15 protein-coding genes and 4 pseudogenes are annotated in these 23,751 nt (G+C 60.2%); 8 read left to right on the forward strand and 11 right to left on the reverse strand.

Annotation, left to right across the window (positions count from 1 at the left end):
* Positions 1-352: 352 nt before the first annotated feature.
* The gene (locus J2R78_RS08675) at positions 353-1,429 is read right to left on the reverse strand and encodes a hypothetical protein (RefSeq protein WP_253587991.1); all 1,077 of its coding nucleotides are present in this window, start codon (positions 1,427-1,429) and stop codon (positions 353-355) included.
* A 419-nt stretch (positions 1,430-1,848) separates the two neighbouring features.
* Between J2R78_RS08675 and J2R78_RS08680 the strand changes: the two genes are divergently transcribed.
* The 4 genes and pseudogenes from J2R78_RS08680 to J2R78_RS08695 form a co-directional block, all read left to right on the forward strand.
* Positions 1,849-3,258 (forward strand): hypothetical protein, encoded by a 1,410-nt coding sequence (locus tag J2R78_RS08680; protein WP_253603924.1) that lies wholly within the window; start codon positions 1,849-1,851, stop codon positions 3,256-3,258.
* Positions 3,259-4,153: 895 nt separating this feature from the next.
* Positions 4,154-4,588 (forward strand): SET domain-containing protein, encoded by a 435-nt coding sequence (locus tag J2R78_RS08685; protein ID WP_081334933.1) that lies wholly within the window; start codon positions 4,154-4,156, stop codon positions 4,586-4,588.
* Positions 4,589-4,948: 360 nt separating this feature from the next.
* A pseudogene (locus tag J2R78_RS08690) lies at positions 4,949-5,154 on the forward strand (IS5/IS1182 family transposase); the annotation flags it as partial.
* A 937-nt stretch (positions 5,155-6,091) separates the two neighbouring features.
* Positions 6,092-6,274: pseudogene (locus J2R78_RS08695) on the forward strand (transposase); the annotation flags it as partial.
* Positions 6,275-6,311: 37 nt separating this feature from the next.
* Here J2R78_RS08695 and J2R78_RS08700 read toward each other — a convergent pair.
* Positions 6,312-6,975 (reverse strand): annotated as a pseudogene (locus tag J2R78_RS08700) (ISNCY family transposase); the annotation flags it as partial.
* A gap of 231 nt (positions 6,976-7,206) precedes the next feature.
* A complete protein-coding gene (locus J2R78_RS08705; protein WP_069276325.1) occupies positions 7,207-8,946 on the reverse strand; it encodes an NEL-type E3 ubiquitin ligase domain-containing protein in 1,740 nt (579 codons plus the stop codon).
* A 988-nt stretch (positions 8,947-9,934) separates the two neighbouring features.
* On the opposite strand from J2R78_RS08705, the pseudogene J2R78_RS08710 reads away from it, so the two are divergent.
* Positions 9,935-10,115, forward strand: a pseudogene (locus tag J2R78_RS08710) (IS3 family transposase); the annotation flags it as partial.
* A 524-nt stretch (positions 10,116-10,639) separates the two neighbouring features.
* Here the strand turns inward: J2R78_RS08710 and J2R78_RS08715 are convergent.
* Positions 10,640-10,975: a hypothetical protein gene (locus J2R78_RS08715; RefSeq protein WP_141713301.1), complete on the reverse strand. Its 336-nt coding sequence runs from the start codon at positions 10,973-10,975 to the stop codon at positions 10,640-10,642.
* 555 nt (positions 10,976-11,530) lie between these two features.
* Entirely contained in the window at positions 11,531-13,531 is a 2,001-nt protein-coding gene (locus J2R78_RS08720) for a 3'-5' exonuclease (RefSeq protein ID WP_253603926.1), read from the reverse strand.
* A 641-nt stretch (positions 13,532-14,172) separates the two neighbouring features.
* On the opposite strand from J2R78_RS08720, the gene J2R78_RS08725 reads away from it, so the two are divergent.
* A complete protein-coding gene (locus J2R78_RS08725) occupies positions 14,173-14,973 on the forward strand; it encodes an ABC transporter ATP-binding protein (RefSeq protein WP_253603928.1) in 801 nt (266 codons plus the stop codon).
* Positions 14,970-16,529 carry an ABC transporter permease/substrate-binding protein gene (locus tag J2R78_RS08730; protein WP_069276319.1) on the forward strand — a complete coding sequence of 520 codons (1,560 nt, stop codon included), beginning with the start codon at positions 14,970-14,972 and terminating at the stop codon, positions 16,527-16,529. The genes J2R78_RS08725 and J2R78_RS08730 overlap by 4 nt, the downstream gene beginning before the upstream one ends.
* 704 nt (positions 16,530-17,233) lie before the next feature.
* Here the strand turns inward: J2R78_RS08730 and J2R78_RS08740 are convergent.
* Both J2R78_RS08740 and J2R78_RS08745 read right to left on the reverse strand, forming a co-directional pair.
* Positions 17,234-18,037, reverse strand: a complete 804-nt coding sequence (locus J2R78_RS08740) for a glycosyl hydrolase (RefSeq protein WP_069276462.1) — start codon at positions 18,035-18,037, stop codon at positions 17,234-17,236.
* A gap of 106 nt (positions 18,038-18,143) precedes the next feature.
* The gene (locus J2R78_RS08745; protein WP_141713300.1) at positions 18,144-18,410 is read right to left on the reverse strand and encodes a hypothetical protein; all 267 of its coding nucleotides are present in this window, start codon (positions 18,408-18,410) and stop codon (positions 18,144-18,146) included.
* A gap of 642 nt (positions 18,411-19,052) precedes the next feature.
* Here J2R78_RS08745 and J2R78_RS08750 point away from each other — a divergent pair.
* Positions 19,053-19,223, forward strand: coding sequence for a hypothetical protein (locus tag J2R78_RS08750; protein ID WP_253603930.1), 171 nt, complete (start codon positions 19,053-19,055; stop codon positions 19,221-19,223).
* Positions 19,224-19,295: 72 nt separating this feature from the next.
* Here the strand turns inward: J2R78_RS08750 and J2R78_RS08755 are convergent, their stop codons facing one another.
* From J2R78_RS08755 to J2R78_RS08770, 4 genes are all read right to left on the reverse strand, one after another.
* Entirely contained in the window at positions 19,296-20,201 is a 906-nt protein-coding gene (locus tag J2R78_RS08755) for a prephenate dehydratase domain-containing protein (RefSeq protein ID WP_309144991.1), read from the reverse strand.
* A 134-nt stretch (positions 20,202-20,335) separates the two neighbouring features.
* The gene (locus tag J2R78_RS08760; protein ID WP_253603932.1) at positions 20,336-21,532 is read right to left on the reverse strand and encodes an acyl-CoA dehydrogenase family protein; all 1,197 of its coding nucleotides are present in this window, start codon (positions 21,530-21,532) and stop codon (positions 20,336-20,338) included.
* A 22-nt stretch (positions 21,533-21,554) separates the two neighbouring features.
* Positions 21,555-22,343 (reverse strand): ABC transporter ATP-binding protein, encoded by a 789-nt coding sequence (locus J2R78_RS08765; protein WP_069276460.1) that lies wholly within the window; start codon positions 22,341-22,343, stop codon positions 21,555-21,557.
* 60 nt (positions 22,344-22,403) lie between these two features.
* Positions 22,404-23,735 (reverse strand): ABC transporter substrate-binding protein, encoded by a 1,332-nt coding sequence (locus J2R78_RS08770; protein ID WP_253603934.1) that lies wholly within the window; start codon positions 23,733-23,735, stop codon positions 22,404-22,406.
* Positions 23,736-23,751: the final 16 nt, after the last annotated feature.

The following is a 23,751-nucleotide window of genomic DNA, read 5'->3' on the forward strand; positions in this document are numbered from 1 at the left end:
CCACGCGCCCTCGTCGTCCGGGGGCGCGGTGAAGGGATGCTAATCCGTCATTTTTCTGCCTTGAGCTGGTTTTCAAACCAGCGTTGGGTAACATTGGGTAAGACGCAAATTCACGCTTGGTGCCTACGACGCACCTGGTGGGTAAGACAGCATCACGGTCGGTTCCGTGAAACAGGTCCTTATCGGCGAAGCATGATCGCTTTCGTTGACTTGGGCTATCGACCCGACGAGGGTCCCGGCCTTCGGACCGGATGCGCAAGCGCTCGGCACGCTGACTTTCAAATATCTGAAAGCAGGGGCGCCGGTCGCGTGCGATCCGACCGCAGTCGATAGCTCGTCAGGACTGAGAGGGTCAGTGGCCGGAATCGGATGAGCAATGAGCTCGAGAGCCCGTCATCATCTCGGGCGTATCGAAGGTGATCCTTGCTTTCTTGATCGGCATACGATCTTGCGGTGTGCTAGCAATGTTCGGATTATCCACGCTGGCTGTCCAATAATCAGCTAGATTGCCGCCCAGAAACAAGACCTCGGTCTCCTCGCGCGGTATTCCCCCTAACCAATCTCGCAGCTCCTCATCTCCGGGAGCATGCCCACGCTCTAGAATATCGTTGATCTTTCTGATCGGCCAGGCGGTGACGCTTGGTACCGTATAAGTGTGCAGCTTCTTCGCGTTCCTTGCAATTGCGTTCGCGCCATTCTCGCTGTGGTCCTTTGAAAGGAGCAGTCGCGAGGGGGTCTGGGACAATGACACAAAAGCACTCTCTGTAACGCCTTTCGTGTGCCACGCCGCGAGACGCGCCATATCAATTTCGTCCTCCCTTTCGTCGTCCGAGCAGATAGCAGCCTTATAAACATGCGGGCTAGCCTGAGCACGCAAACCCGCTAGGGAACGCACATGCGCGATGGCACTCACCTCCTCGTCTAGAATAGGCTCACAATCGATGTCCTCGTTCTGAAAACGATGCAGCGGCAGATACGATGATGCCACCACATCGTCGAAAATGCGGTCGACTTCGACGCTGCCGGCATAAGATCCGGTGGTTCGTGGCCACTGTGCGGCTCGCTGCGCAGCGAGTTTGATCTCGTTCTTCAGCGCCTTAACGCTCGCTCCGGCTAGCGATGCGGCAAGTTCAGCGCGCCCCCTGACGAAGGATTCGGCCGGGCACCGCTCGCTTTCCTGGATGGCGCACGCTCTTCGATTGCCCCTCGTCAGGGTCGAGGGTGATCCAACCCGGCAATCGATCGAAGCGGCGGCTGAATCCGATGTTCGGTGTGACCGCAGTTCGCTCAGCTGCTGCTCAAAGTCCGCTTGATCCGGCGACGGATGTGCTGGTGAGCTGGTTTGTGCGCTTGAAGGGCCGCCCGGCTGTTGCTGCGTCCGCTGCTTCTGGGTCAAGGGTCCTAATGCGTTTGGTGGATCGATGTTCATCTGTTCCCCTCGCGCATGGGACATTCAGTTTGATCTTGGCAGGTGCGGCTTTCCAGAAGCCGACAAGTGAGGAAAGGAATGCGACCGACGGCCAACTTTTCGGGGGCTTCCCGCCTCGGCTACCGACGCTGCGAAAGAGCGTCCCACGAAACTGCGGACCGCCAGGTAATCCCGCGTCTTCGGCGCGCTTGATGAGCTTATGAGATAACGTTGCGGCTGTATAGCTCCACTGATAGTTGAACAGCCGCTGGTAGTGTGCCCGCAGCGGGTCGCGTCCCTCGGGTGAGTGTGGCAGTCGGGCTGGCCAATTTGGCTCTCTTAAGTCTCTAAGCGCGTCAGCTTGTCGACAGCTGATCCTAGTAGAGCATAATCAGAGAGCGACACTATCTGCGCGCGATTGCGAACGGACTCGAGGGGACATGGACCCATTTAACAGTATCAACTCATTCAACCAAAATCGCGCTGCTCACAACGCCGCGGAGCTACAACAGCAGCAAGCGGAGTTTGAGCCGTACTTGGATGAGGTGCCGCAGCTCGATACCAGTGCCGTCGCAAGGGTTCCTATTCCAGATCACTACTATCCTCATCTGTCTGACGAAGACCGTAGACTCACCGAGGCGTTGGAACTTGGGCACCATAGGGCCCGCGGTCCTCATCCCGAAGACGCAGTTACCAGACGCCTCGGGGACGCCGCTGCGCAGCACAACGCGCCGCGGGAAGCTTTAAGTTGGCCGAAGGAGCTGACTGCAGAACATCACGATCAGGATCCGCTGGGAGGGATGATGGGCGAAGCCATCCGAGCATCGTCTCTCATGCCAACCGCGCGCGATCACCAGGCACCGGATCCCGGAGAAGCCGTGCATCACTTCAGCTGGAGCGATAGCTACCAGCCGGCTCCTAACGAACTGACCAGGAGCTCCCCCCTTAAAAGGCACGAGGTCCTCATGGGTGAGGATTACGCGGGGCAGTTGAGGCCTGCGAAGAGGCAGAGGACGCTAGGTCAGCCGGAAGGGGATGCCATTGGGCGCCAGCTGAGCGAGTCCGGCAATTCAGTCGCTCCTGTGCTGATGGAGGACGCCGGCGCACCGTCGCCTTTCGGGCCAGCGGTCGGTTCGACGTTCGTCCTTCCTGCGGAAGGTTACGATCAGGATATGCTGTGGGCGATGATGGAAGACGCCGGCCCATCGTCGTCTCGCGAGCCAACCGCACGCCATCACCAAGACTTGGATTTAGGAGAGGCCGTTCGTTCCTTTAACTCGCGGCACGGCGACCAGCACACGCCGGCTGCCCTTGACGGTAGCAGCGTCCCGCCGAGCCAGGACAGCCGACCCACCCGTTTCGTGGTTCACAATGACCGCTACACTGCGCTGTTCGTGCCCGCGGCGGAGATGAGGCGAAGCACCCCACTCAATTCGCCAGGCGCTGGCATTCGTCTCGGCTCTCGGCCGGAAAGCGTTCCGCAGCCCAGTGCACGGCCGGCGAATCGGGCCTCGCCAGCGCTGCTTGGACGGTCGATGGATCAAGCCGCCTCGGCGTCCGCCAGGGCTGAGAGGACATCCCCGGCGGTCCGCGAGATTTATGCTGCATCATTCGCCGTTCCCGAGGATTTTTCGCACGGCACCCAACCCGCCCCGGACACGATGCTCTCGAAGCTCGGCCGCTGGGGTCTCTTGCCAGACGCGGCGCAGCCGGTAAAACAATACGACATTCGCGGCGAGCGCTACATCGCCATCGTGGGGCCTGGAGGGCCCAATGACGTTCGGCTCATCCATCAACCACGAATGGAGACGCCGACGTACACCCCCGACGCTAGGAGCCCGTCCAGATAGCTCTGGTATCGGGCTTGCTAATGGACGATAGCTTGCTCCAGCGAGTCTTGCGAGCTTGGCGACCTTGTGGGCGGTGCAGATGATCGCTACCCGTCCCGATCAACTTGCACGCATCGTCGCTCAGCGACTCATCGTTCAGCCGAACGGCCATCACCTCCTTGTTATTGGAGAGCCGGCCGCCAAAGCTGCGAAGAAAAACCTACGGTGTTCTTGACGGCACGTTTGGCGGCATTGCCCTTCGTAAGGCCCTCCTCAAGCCCCGAAACAAGGGAAGCATCCTCGGAGTAAAGAGGCTGCTTCCTGCGTCCCATTGAAACCCCGGTCGACTGAACTGGTGGCAACTGATGACGACGGGTCTGGTGGTCCGTCAGCCCAGATGCACATCCTGGTCGTAGCCTTCCGCAGTTCCTCTGGCCAACGCCGGTCTGCGGCGTCATCGATCCGCCCCGAGTCTATCAGTGCCGTATCTTCGGGATCAGCAATGGTCAGGATACCGGGCGCGATCGCCATCGCTTTAGCGCCGACCGACGACTTCCGCAGCTGAGCCAGTGCTGCGCCGACGTTGCCGCCCACACCAGTGTCCTGGTTGTAGCTCTTGACATCCAGCGCCTCCGTGGAAAGCCGGCCAGCAATGTCCTTCTTATTCTTTTGAGGGAGATAGTCGCAGAAACCTCTGAGAGCAGTGCATAGATCCTCCCAACTACGCCGCTGACGCTCGCCCAGTTCGCCGAGATGCTGATCCGACAGTTACAGCGCCGAAACGAATGCAGAGATCGAAGAAAAATCGAAATTGTGGCGGAGGCGCGATTAAACGACCCTACCAATTCTTACAGGAGATTTGCGGGACTTAGGTCAGTTAGCTTGCTGGGTGTTAGTCACTTTTGGAGATATTTCAGTGTTGATTGTTGAAACCATTTTGAAGCCAGACCACTTTGGCGGCATCGGACTTTTCTCTGCTACTCTTTTACCTAAAGGTACATTGGTTTGGATTCATAATCCAATCGTTGACATTGCCGTGACGCCTGAACAGTACGAAGCCTTACCTCCAACATTTCAAGCTTTACTTGACAAGCATGCCTATCCAAGAGACCGCGATGTGGATGATGGTGTTGTAGAGTACAATGCTGACAATGCCCGTTTCATAAATCACAGCAGTCAGCCAAACACATATCAAGACGATCATTGTCGAATCTTCGCAGCCCGTGACATACAACCGGGTGAAGAACTGACTTGCGATTACTTGTCTTTCGATCCAAGGTGCGACCTATCGTGGGTTAAAGAGCTAGCGCCGAATCTTGGTGCCGGAAGGCGCCAGGCGGCCTCGGATTGAGTTTGCGGTCAGGCGACGTTGATTCCGCCGGCGAATTTACACGGGGGAGAGTTTCGGCAGCGGTTGCCCCACCGAGACGACGCGAGTTGAAGATCATCGTGAGCGCGGTCTTGTTCGACGTCCCTTGGCGCGCACGAACGCGCTTTCGATGACGTTGGCAGCCCCCCTACGTGGAGTTCACTACATCTGCTGTGCCAACCTAAGGCTTCGTTACTGACTCGCTTTTTTACTCGCTAGTGTCCGCAACTCGTCCTGGCATCGAAACACTGGGCTGCTGTTACGATTACCCCGTTAGTCTTGGTGAGGCGCTCATGAAGAGGCAGTGGGAGCGGACGCTGCTGCCCCGAATGCCTCGATGACTTGATTGACGAGAGCAGCCCGGTTCGCGTGATCGACGTATTTGTCGATGCGCTCGGTTTGGCTGAGATAGGCTTTGAGATTGCGGATCCGGCGGCGGTTGGCCGTCGTACCATCCCTCGGTGCTCCTCAAGCTTTACATTTACGGCTATCTAAACCGGGTGCAGTCGAGCCTGCGGCTGGAACGAGAGGCCGGGCGCAATGTCGACTGATTGAGCTGCTGGTTTTTCCCTTTTGGCGCGCCAGACGGGCGAGGAACAATCAGCTTGGCAGTGCATCGGCTGAGGGCCCCAGCCGGTCCAGGCGCCCCCGACTGCTGGAGGAAAATCCGTATCGTTCGGGTTGGCGGCCCCCAGGCTGGGGCCGCTCAATTGACCGGGGCGTCGGACCCGACACCTGACCGCATCGATTAACATAGCCACGTGGCAGGGCCGAAAATTAAGCGCTGTAGTATAGTTGGCCGCTTATCGATCCGCTGTTCGTGCTTTCAGCTTGTATAGTCACGCATTGCGCACACAATGAAAGCCCTTCGCTGCTCAGCCACGCGCGGCTAGCAGAGCTGCGGCAATCCCTCTATGATAGATCCGGCGCGCCCGTAGAGATCAGCGCAGATGGAGACAACAGAGAGTAAGGCCGCCTCAGTTGTGGGGCCTGCACTCGGCCAACAAAACGGCCCCGGCGAGAGCACTGACTGGGCCGTTCTCATTCCTGTCGCCGAGCCGCCGTTGTCTGTATCGGGCGCCATCGGGCCTTACAATTATATCCTCCATGAAATCGTCTGCCCAGTGTTCGCATCATCGAATCACGTCGCGTGCTCCGTCAATCAACGTGGATCAAGCAAACGCAAATAGTTGCCGCTTTTTCCTGAGTGCCCATTCTTTGGGACACATCCGGGCAGAGCTCGCGGGCAAGGTACAGCCCCATAGATATTACCTCGGTTCCTCGACTGGTGATGTAACCCCAAAATGCGCCGGATGACACTTGAAACGGTCGGGCAAAGAGATCGGCAACATCGCATTCGAAGCCATGCGAATTGACGCGACAGCCCCTATCTCAAACGGACCGCCGAAGTTGTTGCCTGTGTGACCTGCCCCTGAGTATTTCCTCCAGATGGAGTTAGAGTCCGGCCTGAGCAAGGACGGACAGATGAAGCGAGCAAGGTTCACGGAAGAGCAGATTATCGCAGTGTTGAAGGAGCATGAGGCCGGAGCGACGACAGCCGATCTGGCTCGCAAACATGGGGTCTCGGAGGCGACGATCTAAAATTGGAAGGCCAAGTTCGGCGGCATGGAAGCTTCCGAAGCCAAGCGGCTGAAGTCGCTGGAGGAGGTATAGCGCGACGATCAGGATGAGAGTCTCACCCTGATCGCCGCCGCGCATCCGTCAGCACCGTGCTCAACAGCGTCTGTTCGCGCACGATCAGAGGAGCGCACTCCGTCCAGCCGGTAGCAATGTCGGTGAGCACGAGGGTCTGGATGAAGCTGCCGCGCGCAGATGGACCGCTATGCGCGACAAGGTCGGCCTCGACGAATCCGGGCGCCGGATCATTCCAATCTGCCGACGTCCTTATTGGAACACTGCGACGCAACGAGTGCGTCGCGTGCCGCCGATCGCTTGCGACCTAATCCTTCTCGGACCCGCACCAATGCGCGGTCGATCGTCGCAGCGCTCATTGCCAAAAGTTTGTCGCGGATCTCGGGGGCAAGGTCGAGGTGGCCACACCGTTCCATCGCCTCAATCAACCCAGGCATTAACGCCTTCAGCCGCTTCCCGCAGATCCGGTCCGACGCCTCCCAAAGGAGCACGAGCGCGTTGTGTTCTACCTCATTATACATTCGACGTCGCGCCCTTCGGCTTGGGCGCGCGTCTTCCTGACCTCGAAGTAGTCGCATCGCATGCTTGCGATGGAATCCGGTGATGTCGACGAAATCGTCTAATATCCGCGTCTTCTTCGCGCGATCCGAACGCCGATAGCGCGCGCCTCCTGCCGCCGTCAGTTCCTTCCGCGTTGCCATGCTTAGCCACCCCATCGTCGCCCCCGCTCCAAGGGAGCAATTTACGTGAGGCAACGGCTCAGCATCCGGTAACAATTAGGGCGAGACAATGCGCAACCATTGTTACGGTCGTCAAACTGAGGCGTCTCTTTTCTAATTCACCTGGGGACTCGCCGAGAGCGGCCTTCTTAGGCCGACTGGCTTGGCGAAGGCTGTCATTAAGTCATCGCCCGAGCTCTCGACAGCAATCCTGGGTTTGACCGTGTATTATAGCTCGATGCCATTCGCCCTAAGTACCCGGTGCATTACCTCACCCTTGATCTCGCGAGCGATCTCGTTGACGATGTCAGGTCCAAGCGTCCGCTCGGCATCGGCGTCGCCCATCAGCCCTGCTTCGAGGAGCCGTTGATTTAGCCGAGTTTGAAACTCGTCGTCCATCGCGTCGACGAGCCGCTGCTCCATCGCTGCATGATCTTCGGGCGCAATGCGCCTCAACACTGATTCCCAAGGCTGCCAACGGGTAGCGAGATAATCCGCAAAGCCTGTCTCTTCCTGTTCCCGGACCGTTACTATCGCTCTCTCAAGGTGGTCGCTGCTGACATGAGCGACGGTTAAAAAGCGCATGTCGGCGGCTACGTGATGCAGTTCCAGTGGCTCGCGCAACTGGTTCTGGTAGGCCAGATAGACCTCGACTTCGTCGGCCGGGAGGGTGAGATTTAGCTCATTGACCGTCTGGCGCGCTATCCCGTCCAGCGCCTCCATACGGAACATGACGCGGGCATGCTGGAGCAACTCGGGGAGCCGATCGTCGTACAGGCCATCCTCGATGTCGGCATTGAGCCGCGCGCTCTGCATCCCGTTCCATGTCAAAGTGACCCGATCCTCACAGCTTGCGCACGCATCAGAGGCCAGCTGGAAAAACAGCTCGCGCAGTCGCGGCCTCGCTGCCGCCTGCCGCAGATCCTCGCCGACGGCCTGCCGAAATTCGTCACTTTGGTTGTTCACCGTTCCGGCAAGCCGCACGAGGAATCGAGCGTAGTCTTGAGCGCCGGGCTCACCGGCGAAGCCTCGCCATGTCGCCAGGGTGGTTGGGTCTTCTCTCAGCCAGTTTTGGAGAATTTCTGGCAGGACCGCGCTCTGCGCGAAACGGATTCGAGGACCGGCATAGCCCGCAGCAGTAGTTGCTCTCGCTAGATCACTTTGGACTGGCTCTTGCAGTGGATTGTCTCTTAAATCGACCAGTGCGTTGCTCCTTAGCTGCAGCAGGCTCGCCGGTACCTCCGTCAGCTGATTGTGGCTGACATCAAGTCTTTCGAGGCCAGCCGGCAGTTCCGGCAGCCGGACCAGCTGATTGTCGTCCGCATCTAGAATTTCCATACGCGAGGGAAGAGGCTCAGGCATTTCGGTTAGCTGATTATTGCTGACGTTGAGGGTCTCAAGATTGGCTGGAAGAGCGGGTAGGCTGGTCAGCTGATTGTTTGGAGCGGAAAGATCCCGGAGCTCCGTCGGAAGGGTGGGCAGACTGGTCAGTTGATTGCGTCCAAGCAACATCAAGCGCAGTCCGGCTGGAAGGCTGGGCAAGCTGGTCAGCTGGTTGTATGTAACGTTGAGTTCTTCAAGCGTTGCCGGAAGCTGAGGCAGACTGGTCAATTGGTTACGCCCAACCCATAGCCTCTGCAGTCCGGCTGGAAGCTCGGGCAGGCTGGTTAGAAAGTTGCTCCCCGCTCTTAGTTCTTGAAGGGTCATCGGCAGGGCAGGAAGCCTGATCAGGGAGCGAAAGGTCAGGCCCATCGTCTCATCCCAACCCTGCGGCGGCCAAGGTATCGCTTGATTGGCGTGGTTCTGCGACCGGGCTTGGTTCGCCGCGGAGGGCAGCGCCTCCGTGAGAGCGTCGTCCCAATGCGCCGCGAGGGGAGAGCCGGGTTCTGAGGCTTCGGACTGGGACGTTTCGGAGTCAGAAATCGCGAAAGAGCCACCACCGTCGAGCTGTGACAAATCTCTATCCATTTATTGTCGTCTCCCGCATGACATTATCAAGGAAATGCGCTTGAGCGCCCTCCCCAAAGGTTAACTCTCATCATGGTGATCCATCGAGAAGCCAAGCGGGCCATGATGGAGCCCACTCAAGCTGTCAGAGCCGAAAACGCTGGCTGCTCTGACGCAGCGATGATGGCCAAAGATATTTTCAGGCATCTGGTTCTCACACGACTTAGTATCTTGGGTAAATCCGGCTCCTTCTCCAAGCCGAATTGGGCGGATGAGGTCAAGCCTTCTTGTCTGGATGGATATTCTCGTTCTAGGACGGCTGAGCTGTCTAAAAGCTGACTAGTCTTGCCGCTTAAAAAAAATGAGCCCTTGCGGTTCAGTTCAGCCGAGAGACCGTCATCTCCGCGTTCCTCTTTCGGTCTCCCGCTGATTCGTTCGGTAACGCGCTAGGAATGGGCTTGGACCAACAAGCATATGCGGTGATGGAGCTTCTGACCGGGAATGCAGTCGTGCTCGGGAGCCACGCCACGGCGGTGGAATCCGTCGAAGCTGGTTTGAGGCCTATAATGCAACCGACCAAAGGTAAGAGATTTCCGCGTCGTCTTCATCGCTCATGAACATCGGTCCGAATGTGATGTGGCTGCCTTCGGACGTGCCCCATAAAAAGCCGGTTCGGACGTCCAGATCAGTTTCAAGAAAACGCTATGCTCGAGCAATGAAAGACGTGAATCGGACGACAACCCACCGAGCGACGTCCGACCCATCAATTCCGCAGATCGATCTGATCGAGAGACTCAATTTTGTCACTTGCAGCGTACTCGGCAAGACGCTCGATGAAGCTTGGGGGCAAACCTTAGGGAAGCGATTATCGAATGAAAGAGACTGTGTTAGCGACAGCGAGCGCTCTTGCAACGGCAGCGGTTCCCCCTTTTGCTGCAATGGTCAGTGCCCAATCGGTTACCTGTAGCGCGGCAATCTGGGTAGGAAGTCTCCCCCTGATCGCCGCCGCGCAGACTACAATGGCGAACGCCCCCATTCCTCGCTGCAATACCTCACGCCCGCGGCCTAAGCCGCCTCTCTCACCGCAGCGGGCGCTCGGCTGCGCAACCCCGACCAGCTCCGCCGATCGCCCGTTGTTTCCACCGCGCCGCAAGGCGTACCCCCCCGAGACTCTAACTGCCGCTGGATGAAAATTCAGGGGCAGGTCATGTGAGGCTCATGAAGCGCCACAACGGTTCATAATCGAAGCACCGTCGCGAACACACAGCCTAGAAGACATCCGTTTGCCTCCGGCATGGAGGAGAACAATTTATCCAGGAGATCCTGGGTTCTCGGTATGGTGAGCGCCGTGCAATGTGCGCTCATATAGGCGTGCGGCGCTTAGCCCGGTGCCTTCTCTAACTACCGGCCCCTTTTCCTTCATCCAAGATGGCAAGATTGTATCGGTGGAGAAGACCCCGCACGCGGACCGCAGGTGCATAGGATCGATGCAAAGCATCGTGAAGGCATCGCGTTTCGCCTTGTTGCTCAACCACAGAAGCGCCTTTGTCTCCGTTCTCGTAGCAAGCGCCGCCTCTATCCACGTACGGATCTGCGGCGTAGCAATCAGGAAAACCGCCGAAACGGCGTAGGTAGCGCTCCGCTATGGATATACCATCTCAGCAGAGGACAGATCATGGCTGTCGTACGAACCGCGATGACCCTCGACCGGTTCTCACGAGTGACGATCGACCAGTTCTCTCTTGATAAGGATAGTCACACTTCTCTCCAAAGCCCGTACAGCTTCCGTCACAATGCCGAACGCATTGCGACACATCTCGAGCACTGCTGCACCGAGTTCATCAGGAATGTGAGCGGGCCGGCCAAGCTTGAGGTTGACGGATATGCCATCAATTAGCGATCGGGAGTCGTGGCGCCCTTGAAGTTGAGCGGCAGGGGCATCAAGCGGTCGCCGCTCGTGACCGATGGTGTCTGGTGTTAGCCGGATTGAAGTAAGACAGGAATCATCTTGTTGGAACCGCGCCGGCGTGAAGGCTTCCGTCATCGACATCGCATGGTCCTGCTCCAGCTTGGTTCGCGGTAGTGCGCTGGTCAGGTGATGCCGCCGAGGCACTGATGTTTGACGGGCCAGCCGCCGGTGTGTGGGCCGTCAGGACATGACTTTACTAGCCTTGATGCAGACCAGTTCCGCAGGCGTCCACTATCGAGGTGCAGACCATGGGAGCGCCACGCCTCGCTCGACCAACGTGGCGTCTAAAGTCCCGCTTCGCGGAGCCGACTGAGAAGATGGCAAATCGCGTCAACCGCAACAATCATGTCGCGGATCTCGCGAAAGAGGGTTCTGCTGCGCCACTTGAGCTTGAGCGGCCGGAGCCAAGCGTACCATCTGGCCTGTTCGGTCCGTGAGGATAACTTGCTGGGATGGCACAAGACACCGTGCCAGGATCGTGACCCATCGCGCGTCACGGACACGATTGGAAAACCAGTGCAACGTCTCGGCGAACACGTTGGTGAGTGCGAGGAGGCCGAGGGCATCGCCGCGCCTGACGACGATCGGTCCCACGGCCCGGTGAATAGCAGCCGCGGTTCAATTTCGTTGGCCTGATCAAGCGACCTCAACGACCTGCCCGGTAGTCATGAAGACCAGAAGAGCCCGCTTGGCCTTGGTCTGCTTCCGATAGTCGACGATCTGTTGCCTGTAGTGGCCGATGCTCGACGCGTCCGGCGCCACGTCGCTTTTCCAATCGACGACCGCATCGATGGCTCCGGCGTCATCGAACGCGACCGCATCGGCCTGTCCGGAGAGCAGTACCTCCTCGCCGTTGCTGCTGTCGCTTCCGAACAATGGGAGCTCGGGGACGAGACGCGGCCGCAGCTTGGCGACGTCAGGAAGGGCGAGCGTCCGCCGCACCGTAGCGGCCAGTTCAACGGCGCTGATGCCGACCTCCGCGTCAGTCGCCGGCTCTTGCCCCATCTGGCAGATCAGTTCGGCGGCTCGCGCTTCGAGCTCGGTCTGGGCGTCGCCGGCTTCTCCGGTCAGTACCTCCTCGATCAGCTTGTGGAGGATGGTACCGCGCGTCGAACTGCCGAGAACGGCGGCCGGCTCCAAGGTCGCGGCTTCGGGAGTCTCCTCGCTTTCAATCTTCGTTTCCGCTTCGTCCACCTGGTCAAGTTCTCTCCGGCTCGGGCGATGCCAGATTATGGCCTTGCACGCGTCAAATATGGCGGTCGCCTCGGCGGCGAAGGTCTCGCGGATTTGGCCGTTCTCCCGGTACATGACGCCCCTCACCTTCGCGGTCCCGACGTCCCTTGGGTTGATCGCCGGAAGATCGGCAATGCCCAAATCGACAAGTTTTGCCCAGCACTTGTCCGACAGGGTGGTGGAGTGCCTGGGCAGGATCAACAGATCGCGTGCCCGAGTCGCCGCCACGTACCAGAGACGTACGCGCTCGCGCCGCTGCTCTTCGTCGGCGCGAGCCTCGATGTCGGCATGGTCCGCCGGGCAGATACCGAGGATCGGGGTCGAGAACAGGTTCTTCGAGCGATCCTGAACCAAGCCGGTTTCGGCGTTGGGCGTGCCGGTCATGTTGATCGGGATGACGACCGGCCATTCGAGACCTTTAGCCGCGTGGACCGTGATCAGCGAGACCGCTTCCTGCTCTGCGTCGGGCCGGCCTTCGACCTGACGCACCGCTTCCTCCCAGTTTGCGCGCATGTCGCTCGCGAACGCCCGCAGGCCGCGAACATCGTAGGCCCGCGCCATGTCGAGGAAGAGATCGACGTTGGCGACCGCCCGCTCGGCGCCGGCCTTGAACCGCTGCCGGATCTGCGCACGGACGTGGAACGCCGCGATCGCATCGGCGAGGAGCGCGTATGGTATCGTGGTACGCGCTCGCTTGCGCAACGACGACAGCTTGATCAGGACATCTCGGGCGAGCGCGTGGCCCACGCTTTCTGGATCGGTCCGGATTGTCAGCATCGGCAGGCCTTGCCGGTTGGGATCCGACGGCAGTGCTTCTGAGATGTCGAGCAGTTCGGTTTCGGTGAGGCCGACCAGCGGTCCACGCAGCAGCGACCCGAATGCCAGCGTGTCGCGCGGGTCGGCGAGAGTGCGGGTCAGCCCAATGAGATCCTGGATCTCCTGTGGCCGGAAAAAGCCCTTGCCGGCCTGGGTCGAGACCGGAATTGCGAGATCCTCCAACGCCTCCTCGAAACGCCAGAGCTCGGTGCCGACGGGCGCCAATAGGCCGATGTCGCCAAAACGGCACGGTCTTGTCTCGCCGGTCTGCTGGTCGCGGACCTGCAGATTACCGACCAACCGGTCGCACAGGTCGGCTACCGCGATCGCTTCGGCGTCGCGGATCGCGGCGGCCTTGGGCTTTTCGCCTTCAACTACAACGTCCAGCGCGCACACACCTGGCTTCTCGCCGATCGCGGAATGGATCGGCGACAATTTGGAGAATCCGGGCTGCCCAGTGGCGGACAGGGGCTGCTCGAACCGAGCGTTGACAAAATCGACGATCGGCTCGACGGACCGGAAGCTGACGGTGATCTTGATCTGCGAGCCGGCGTCCACCGCCGACCGTGCGGCGATGTAGGCACTCACGTCGGCGCCCCCCTATGCTCGGCATCCAAAAGTCAGAGCTAGTGACAGGAATATCTCTGTACGAAACGCTCCAATCTGTAGCTGAGACAGCACGCTAGCTGATAGTGAGATAATTCGCTCGCTGTGTCGGTGCTCGGCGGCGCAACTGTTACAATTTGCAATTAGTGTCTGCGCGATAGGCCCGCCGAATTCTTCATGCCCGTCATCGAGCGACCGTAGCGTGCCCGCCGCGCGTACGAAACCCATCTCGCTCGTGCCAAGTGTGCAAGACATGTGGCAGCTGCTACGGAGCGGTCGGTCGGGTTAGAATTAAGATAACCCTCTACATTCCTTGGAGACCTTTGCCCCGCCACATTGTTCGCGATCGCTGCGCGAACAGACTTTGTTCGACCCGGACGAACGGGCACGGCCCCTCCGGCTAGCCAATCCCGAATGAAGTCACGACGGTACATTTCGTACGGAACGACTGTAACGCCATTACCAATTTCGACATCTCAAACCACCAACCGTCTTGCCGCGTGTCGCCGTGGGGCCGCATGGACTTGCTAGTGTCCTTCGAATTCGAAGTTCGCTAACGTGCGCCACCGCTGAATGAAGCGAAGTTCGGATCCGGAACACTCGCGCACTGGTCCAGCACAACCATGACACTCGCACCGCTGATTACCTATGCCCATGTGGGGAAGAGTTTTGCCAGCGGTCGTGACGCCGAGCGCGTCAACGCGGTCGACGATTTCTCGCTCGATATTGCCGCGGGCGAATTCCTGGCGATCGTTGGCACCTCCGGCTCCGGCAAGTCCACCTTGTTGCGGCTCGCCAACCGCCTGCTCGATGCCGACGGCGGCCGCGTCATCGTGGAGGGCGAGGACGTGCGCAACGTCGACCCGGTGGGTTTGCGCCGGCGCATGGGCTTCGTGTTCCAGAGCAGCGGGCTTTTTCCGCATATGCGCGTCGCCGACAACATCGCCGTCACACCGAGACTGCTCGGCTGGCCCGCCACCGAGATCGCCGTGCAGGTCGATCAGCTCCTCGACCTGGTACAGCTCGATCGCTTCCTCCATCGCGATCGCTTTCCGCATGAATTGTCGGGCGGCCAGCAGCAGCGTGTAGGCGTGGCGCGGGCGCTCGCCGCCCGTCCCCGTATCGTGCTGATGGACGAACCCTTTGGCGCGCTCGATCCGCTGACCCGCTACACCATGGGCGAGGAGTACCGCGCCCTGCATCGCAGGCTCGGTTTGACTACGGTAATGGTCACCCATGACATGACGGAGGCGTTGTTGCTTGCCGATCGCATCGCGGTGATGCGGGCCGGACGGGTTGTGGCGCAAGGCCAGCCAGCCGAGCTGGCAAACAACAAGGATCCCTACGTGGCGGAGCTGTTGAGCACACCCAGGCGGCAGGCCGAGCGGCTGAACGCCCTGCTCCCGGGAGCAAGCACGGAATGAGCTTCCTGTCCGACCCGCGCTGGCACGACGCGGCGGCGCATCTGCCGGACTATCTTGGCAGCCACGTTCAGGTCAGCCTGGCAGCGCTAGCGCTCGGGCTCGTGATCAGCCTCCCGCTCGCGATCCTCGCGCGCAATCATGCCGTGATCCGCGGCATCCTGCTGGGCCTCGCCAGCATCGTCCAGACCGTGCCCGGACTGGCCCTGCTGGCGCTGTTCTACCCACTTCTGCTCGCCATTGCGTCGTTGACGCTTCGCTGGTTCGGCTTCGACTTTTCCGCATTCGGATTTCTGCCCTCCATGCTGGCACTGGCGCTCTATTCCATGCTGCCGGTGCTGCGCAACACCATCACCGGCCTGAACGGCGTCGATCCCGCGTTGCTTGAGGCGGCGCGAGGGGTGGGCATGACGCCGCGGCAATCGTTGTTCACGGTGGAATTACCGTTGGCGCTGCCGGTGATCATGGCCGGCATCCGCACCTCGGCGGTATGGGTGATCGGGACGGCGACATTGTCCACGCCGATCGGGCAGACCAGCCTCGGCAATTACATTTTCGCCGGCTTGCAGACCCAAAACTGGGTGCTCGTGCTATTTGGCTGCGTCGCCTCAGCTCTGCTGGCGTTAGCGGTCGATCAACTTTTAACGCTGATCGAACGCGGATTGGGCGAGCGCAAGCGCTTCCGCACTGCGCTCGGCAGCGTCGGGATCGCCGCACTGGTCGCGGCCACATTGATCCCTTCGGTCTCGCGCGCCCCGTCGACCTACATCATCGGCGCCAAAACCTTTGCCGAGCAATATGTGCTCTCCGCGCTCATCGAGCAGCGTCTGCAGGCCGCGGGATTGCAGGCCTCGACGCGCGAAGGTCTCGGTTCCAACGTGATTTTTCAGGCGCTCGCGGCCAACGACATCGACGTCTATGTGGATTATTCCGGCACCCTGTGGGTCAACCAGTTTCACCGCAGCGAGATGCTGCCGCGTGAAGCATTGCTCGCCGAGCTGAAGAAACTCCTGGCAAAGCAGGACATCACCCTGCTCGGCGCGCTCGGTTTCGAAAACGCCTACGCCCTGGTGATGCCGCGGCAGCGCGCCGAAGCACTCGGCATTCATTCGATCACCGACCTGGCTGCGCACGCGCCGACGCTGTCGATTGCGGGCGACTACGAGTTCTTCTCGCGCCCGGAATGGACTGCCCTGCACAAGGCCTACGGACTCTCATTCCGTACGCAACGACAGATGCAGCCTGATTTCATGTATGCGGCAGTGGCGAGCGGCAACGTTGATGTCATCGCGGGCTATAGCAGCGAGGGGCGGATCAAGGAATACGACCTGGTGACGCTGGCCGATCCCAAGCACGCGGTCCCGCCCTATGATGCGGTCCTGCTACTTGCACCACGGCGCGCTCATAATACCGCGTTGCAGGACGCGCTGAAGCCACTGCTTGACCGGATCGACATTGCGACGATGCGCGAAGCCAATTTGCGCGCCAGTGGCAGCAATGCGAACTCCTCGCCCACCGCGGTGGCGCTCTGGCTTTGGCAGAGGATCAGTGGGCAGTAGACGCCGGCCCATAGCTGGCTAGGAACGCATGAACGCGGCTCGGTTGTCCAATACGCATCGGCCGCTCACGCACGCGCGGCCAACTGGGGCTCGGGGTCTCCTCAAGGCTCGAAACAGCCGAGGATTGTCATTGAACCGATCTACTTCTTTTGGAGATTGCCAGTAAAATCCGTCGTTCAGATCCGAATGTCAACGATGCGGCGCCAACTGATTCGATCCTGGCTCCCAACGACCAAGAACACGTCGTCATCTATTAGCGTCTCCTAGACGCAGACGGGGAAGGCGCCGACTGGAGAGAAGCCGCCGAGATCGTGTTGCGCATCGATCCTAAACCTGAGCCGGAGCGTGCTCCCCATGCCTATGATAACCCATCTCGCTCGCGTCAAGTGGATGGCTAAGCATTAACGGGATCTGTTGCGGAGCAGTTGGCTATGTTCGAACTAAGCAAGATTGCACGCAGATCTGGCGCGAAGAACGCAGCGATCAGGATAGCGGGCGGCATAGCCGGGATATCGATGATTGCCCAAAGGTTGTTGGGTGCGAGAGCTTTGTTGGATCTGATTGTCGCGGAGCGTCAAGCGTGGCGTCTTGGGAACTTGTGGACTTCGGCTGCACGGTGGTATGGACCGTGACCGTTGAGGTCTGCATAATGCGTCGGCCCCGTGCCGCCGAAGTCTCTCACATCACCTCACTGACGCGGATCCTTACTTTGAGGTCACGCTCCAGTTGTTGAAATTGAAGTTCATTCCCCCTGGGGATGAGGTGACCTCGACGCCGTATTGAACGCTGCCGACGTTTATATCGCCGAAGTAGCCCTTCGACTTGATCCACTCCAGGATGCTCTTGATGTCCACTGTTCCACTATTGGTCTTCGAAGTGCGCAGGAGTGAGATGACCTTGTGACCGTTAAAGCCTTCAAACACGTTCCAAGTCGCTCCGCCCACGTCGACATTGGTGTAGACCGGGATCGCTGCCCCGGAACGATCCTGACGATAATGGTAAGAAATTGGTTTGACGTTACCGCTGCCGTCCGGATTTCCAGTGTAATTCGTCCAGAGCATTATCTCATGCTGGTTTGAGCTGTCCCATATATCGTAGGCAACGTCCCAGGCACCGCTTGTCGGAACATCCTGATTGAAGTTCGAGCTCAGAGCGTTGATTGAACTGAGCGGTTTCCCGATATTGAAAGCCTCGTGCGGATAGCTCTTGATGCCAGCAGTATTAGGCTGGTTCGACCACACACTCCACTGGTTGACTGCACGCACCGAAATCGTCTGAGGCCCAGCACCCTTGCCCCACACGTCGTTGTTCCAAGAGTAGCCATCGCGTGAGAAGTTCCCGTATGGAGCGCTCGAACTCCAAATCGGAGCCTTCGCCGGTACAGGCGCGGCAGACAGTGACTTGGCTTCATTCACGGCTTGCCTAAATAGATTATGATCCTCCTGTCTGAAAACATAACCAGTTTGGGATCCTGGCGAGCCCGCATCGTTGATCCGATTGGAATTCATAATGCTCTCCTTGCTCTTATGAGTAGCAAAATCCCTCGCCGAACCACCCAGCGGGTATCCCCGGTTCGTGATCAGTTCAGTTATAGGCGGCATCGGCATCTAGAGATCAGGTTCGAATGCTAGGAAGGTTGGCTTTCGAGAAGCTGACCAGTACCCCGACACAGAGGTTTTTGATTCGTTGAAGATGGTTTGATTTGGTTGAGGGCCTCGGACAGTCGAGCGCCATTTTGCGCGAGCTTCTCGGTTGTGTACAACCACTTGACGCGATCGCGATCGGCATGGCGCCGTTCTCCGGCGCGGTGACCAGGTCGGGGAAATTGTCGACGTCCATCGAGGCATTGGCGACGAGAATGCCGATCTCGATCTCAACCATATTCAGACAGCCGGCGTATTGAGGTGACTCCAACCGGCGCAGTGTCCGTCGCGCGTCGGCGGCGGGAAAGGCCTGTTGAGCACTCCGGCCGAATGAATGAGATTGTCGAGCACTATTTGGCCTTCATCGGCGCCTAGCCTTCGTCTGCGCTTCCCTGGATCAAGCGCGAGCGGCGGAAAAGTGCGAACTAGATGCTCTTGCGCCACATGACTGGGTCGCATCCGGAGTGCGGAAGTACGGCGCCGTCCGTTCACGATGAGCTGCATCAGCCCCGCCGCGGGAGGAGGCGGAAGATGTCTGTCAGGTGCCCCTTGATCTTCCCAGCGGTACGTCGGATCAGCGGCCGCTGGAGTCCTTCGAGCCTCACCTTTGTAAAGTGACTCGTCAGGCGCGGCGGGGCGCTCCTCCCGACGAGCTCAGTGATGTCATCCCTGACAATGCGGTCGATATCAAACCAGACCGTCCGCTCGACCAGTTGCAAAGAGCGCTCGTGCGGACATACCAACGAGGCGAGAACCAGCAGGCCGGGCTCTTCCTGCCCGATCCGAATTCGGAGAGCCCCGAGCTATCAGCGGGGATCGCAGCAGAGCGGAACGCTCGCTCGTACTTTCTCCGATCTCTCCTGCATTGTCTCGGATTTTGATGCGGTTCGCCACCCGTCGTTTCGATCTCGCTCCCTACTACGAGCGGGCCCGCTGGCGGCGCGAGAGCTTGCAGCCTACCCTCATTCTCAAGGTAGTTCTGCAACGCATTGTCGACAAATTCTGCCAGCTTATGATTGTCACGCGGCAGTTGCAGGCGCTTTCCCCATGAGCGGCTCCACGATCTCCTTCGTAGAGCTACGAAGAGTTCCGAAAGGGCTCGGATCACGCCAAGTAGAAGCTATCAGTACCGGCGCGGATATGACCCGAACACGCGAATGTCCGGGCGCTTTCGAAGCAATCCGGCAAGGCTATCCGTCTGCGCATGCCCCGCGACCTCAATCAAATATCGATGGCTGTCAAGGCCCGCTTTGGCCGGTCGCTCGTAAATCGTCAGGATTTGGACTCGGGCACCAGCAAAGGAAGCAAGCAAGGAGGCAAAATCCGCATCACTTACAGTCGCGAGCAACGACGTCTTGTCGTTCTCGGTTGGCGGAGGCATATCCCTGCCTAGCACCCACCAGCGCGTCACATTGTGCGGGCCTTCTTCAATCCCAGCCACCAGCGAACCCAGCCCATAAATCGCCGCGCCAACTCTGGGGCCAATAGAAGCCCTGTCCAAGGCTTCGCTGTTGGCAACGGCTTGCGCCGCGGCGCCACTACTCGCCACCGCGGTACGTCGAACCTGCGGCAGCCGGTGATCTAACCAAGGCTTAACCTCGTCAAGGGCAACCGGATGCCCGAAGACCTCTCTAATATCCTCCAGACGCGTTCCATGACGAACAAGAAGGCTATAACCGAGCATTTTGGGATATTCGGCCACGATCCTTACATTCGGCAGGTCCAGGATCGGATCCAGATACGGGGTAGCTCCCACCAGGGACGTGGTAACGGGCAGGCAGGCGCGGTCGATCTTCCCACTTTGGTATGCTGAGAGCAATTCCTCTTGGGACATAGGGGCTAGGTCAGACGGACCGAACAGCTCAAGGCAAGCTTGGTGTGTCCATGATCCGGCTGGCCCAAGGTAGCAAGTTTTACCCGCCGTCGCAGCTGTCAAGGTGAGCACATGCAGTGCCCCACTCGCTGCCGCAACGAGCGGAGTGTGCTTAAGAACAACTGTGCGATCCGCGACAACATGGTCATGACCCACCTAGCTGGATATCACGTACTAGGCTATGCGACAGCCCCTACGGTCTGGTAGGCGCGGCGACAGAGTTTTCCGCACGTTCTTTTTGCGCCACCAGGTAGCTTCGACCACCTGTGGGGCAGCCTCGCGGCCAACCTCTATTCTCCGCCCTCGTAGAACAGTTCCAGCGGCAGGCCGACCACCGCCTTTCCGATCCAGTCGCGCGCGATGACATTGGACGGCCCCATCGCGATCGCCGCGCGGGCATCGCGATAGGCGCGCTCGATCGGGCCGCGGTGATAGCCATACCCGCCCGTCACCGTCAGCGCCGTCGCCGCGACCTTGTTGGCGACCTCGGCGGCGTGCACCTTGAACTCGGTCAGCGGGATCAGGATTTCGCTTTGCGGCTTGCCGGCGCGCCAGAGCGCATCGAGCTTGCCCGCGAGCTCGTTGCGCCACGGCCGTAGCGTCTCGACCAGCACCTTGGCCGCGCCGAGCTCCTGGCGAATCGCCTGATAGTCGGACAGGCTCTTGTTCCGGTCCTTGTGCACGAAGGTCGTGCTGTGTGCGATCGCCGCGTTCAACGCGCCGCGTGCGACGCCTTCCCAGACCGCACCGAGCCCGATCAGATAGACCGGAGAGACGCCGTCATAGATGATCTCCTTGCCCTGTCCTTCGGCGCCGAGCCGGTCGCGCTGCGGCACATGCACGTTGCTGTAGCGGATCGCCCCGGAATGATTGGCCCGCACACCGAGCGCATCCCAGGGCCGGGACTCGATGCCCTCGGCCTTGCCGTCGACAATGAAGAAGATGATATCGGCCTGGTCCTTGGCGCCAGGCGTGCGCGTCTGCACCAGGTAATAGTCGGCATGGCCCGAGCTTGTCGTGAACGACTTTTCGGCATTGACACGATAATCGTCGCCGTCGCGCGAGGCTTCGGACAGATTGTACCACCAGTGACCGCCGGTGGCGCGTTCGCTGGTCGAATAGGTGCCGAGCAGGCCGCCATTGTTCGCCTTCAGCCAGCGCTCCTTCTGGTCGGCGTTGCCGAACAGGTTGATGGTCTGGGCCGCGCCGACATGCATGACGTAGATGAGCCCGGTGGAGGCATCGGCCTGTCCGATCCGGTACGCGGCTTCAGCGAAATCCAGATGGCTGAGGCCGAGTCCGCCGAATTGCGGCTCGTTCAGCACGCCGGTCCAGCCGGCCTCCGCCAGAGCACGAAGATTCTCGCGCGGAAAGCGACTTTCGCGGTCGTTGCGGTCCGCATTCACCGTCACTGTCGCGTCGATGGCGGCATCGAGCCTGGCATAAACGTCGTCGTCGATCTTGCGTGCGAGATTGTCGTTGGCCATGGTCAGTCTCTCCGGGTTGCAATCATGCGACAGCCTCGCGTGGCCGCCTCTGGCCCTGATCGTCCCGCGACGATCCGCCGAGATAATGGGTCTTGATGTCGGCGCGCTGGCGCAGTTCGGCCGCGCGACCGGCCAGCACGCTGCGCCCGTTTTCGAGCACGACCGCGTGGTCGGCAAAGCGCAGCGCCACCGTCGAGTTCTGCTCAGCGATCAGGATCGACAGTCCCTGCTCGCCGTTCAGCTGCTGGAGCGCGCGAAAGATTCCTTCGACGACCAGCGGCGCGAGGCCCATCGACGGTTCGTCGAGCACCAGCAGCCGCGGACGCGACATCAGAGCCCGGCCGATCGCCGTCATCTGCTGCTCGCCGCCCGAGGTCAGTCCGGCCAGCGCGCGGCGATGCTGCTTGAGGCGCGGAAACAGCTGATAGGCGCGCTCGATATCCGCGGCGATTTCCGCCCGCCGCGCATCGCGCCCTATCGCGCCGGTGATGAGGTTTTCCTCCACCGTCAGCGAGGCAAAGCAATGCCGCCCCTCGAGCACCGGCACGAGCCCGGCGCGCACCAGCGTCGCCGCCGACGTGCCTGCGACATCGCGGCCATCGAACACGATCCGCCCGGCGCTGATCTGGCCGCGGCGGGCAGCGAGCAGCGCCGAGATGGCCTGCAATGTGGTCGACTTGCCTGCGCCGTTGGCGCCGAGCACAGCGACGATCTCACCGCGCCGCACGGCAAGCGAGACGTCGCTGACCGCCGCGATCGCGTGGTTGTAAGTCGCGGCCAGGCCTTCGACCGAGAGCAGGGTTTCACTCATCACGTGATCCATGGCGTTGGCGGATGCGGGAGGCCGGATCGCTCCCGCATCGCGCGCGGCTCAATTGCTGACGGCTTCGCCACCGGAGGTCCGCACTTTGATGCCGTGCTCCTTGGCATAGGCGGCCGCCGACTTCTCAATGATCGGGCGCAGGAAGGCCCAGTCCGGTGCGATCCAACCGGAGACGACCTTCCATTTGCCGCCATCCCACTGCTGGAAGGTGACGCGGCCGTCGCCTTCGTGATTGTCCCAGGTGACGTTGATCGAATGGAACAGATCCTTGGCGCCGAGCGCTTCGACCCGCGCCGGATCGAGCTGGAGATGCTCGAAGCCCCATCGCACCTCGTCTCCGGTCAAGGTGCGCTTGCCGAACTTCGCCTGCGCAATCCGGATCGCCTCGACATTGAGGATGCCGTTCACGATGCCGAGGTTGTGGTAGACGCTGCCGATCCGCTTCTTGTCGTCGAGATTGCCCTTGCCGGCGCCATAGACCGTCTTGATCACCTCCTGCAGCACCGGATACTGCTCGCCGGAGGCCTGCGTGGTGATCGCGATATAGCCCTTGGCGGCGTCGCCGGCCGGGATCACGTCCTCCTCGGAATTGGACCAGACGTTGCCGATGATGTGGTCGGCGGGGAAGCCAACCTTCAGCGCGGTCTTCAGCGCCACTGGATTCATCACGCCCCAGCCGCGCAGCACCACGTAATCGGGCTTTGCGCGGCGGATCGACAGCCATTGCGACTGCTGCTCGTTGCCGGGATGCGGCACCTCGATCTGCTCTAGGCTGAACTGGTACTTGTCGGCCAAGAGCTTGTAGATCGGGATGGTCTCCTTGCCGTAGGGCGAGCCGTGATAGAGCACGACGATCTTCTTGTCCTTCAGCTTCTCCACTCCGCCCTCGCGGCTCGCGATGTAGTTCACGATTCCCGAGGTTTCGCTGTAGGGATTGAGCAGCAGCGGAAACACATAGGGGAACACGCGGCCGTCGGTCGAATCGGTGCGGCCATGATTGATGGTGATGAGCGGCACCTTGTCCTTGGTGATGCGGTCGATCATGGCGTAGGCGATCCCGACCGAGAGCGGATTCCAGGCGGCAACGCCGGGCCGCCCCTTCAGCCGTTCATAGACCTCGACGCCGCGCTCGACCTCGTACTGGGTCTCGCCCTCGTCCCAGGTCAACTTGACGCCATTGACGCCGCCGTCGCGGATGTTGATCAGATTGAGATAGTCGATGAAGCCGCCGAAGAAGCCGGTGCCGCCGGCCGCATAGGGGCCGACCCGGTAGCTTTGCAGCGGAAAGAACTGTTCGTCGGCGCGCGCCGCCTGTGTTGCGGCCAACACGGAGGCGACCGCTGCGGCAAAGGCAACTTTCAGATATCTCGATTTGATCATCTTCAACTCTCCAGTG

Source organism: Bradyrhizobium sp. USDA 4538, assembly GCF_024171045.1.
In the GTDB taxonomy this organism is placed as follows: domain Bacteria; phylum Pseudomonadota; class Alphaproteobacteria; order Rhizobiales; family Xanthobacteraceae; genus Bradyrhizobium; species Bradyrhizobium australafricanum.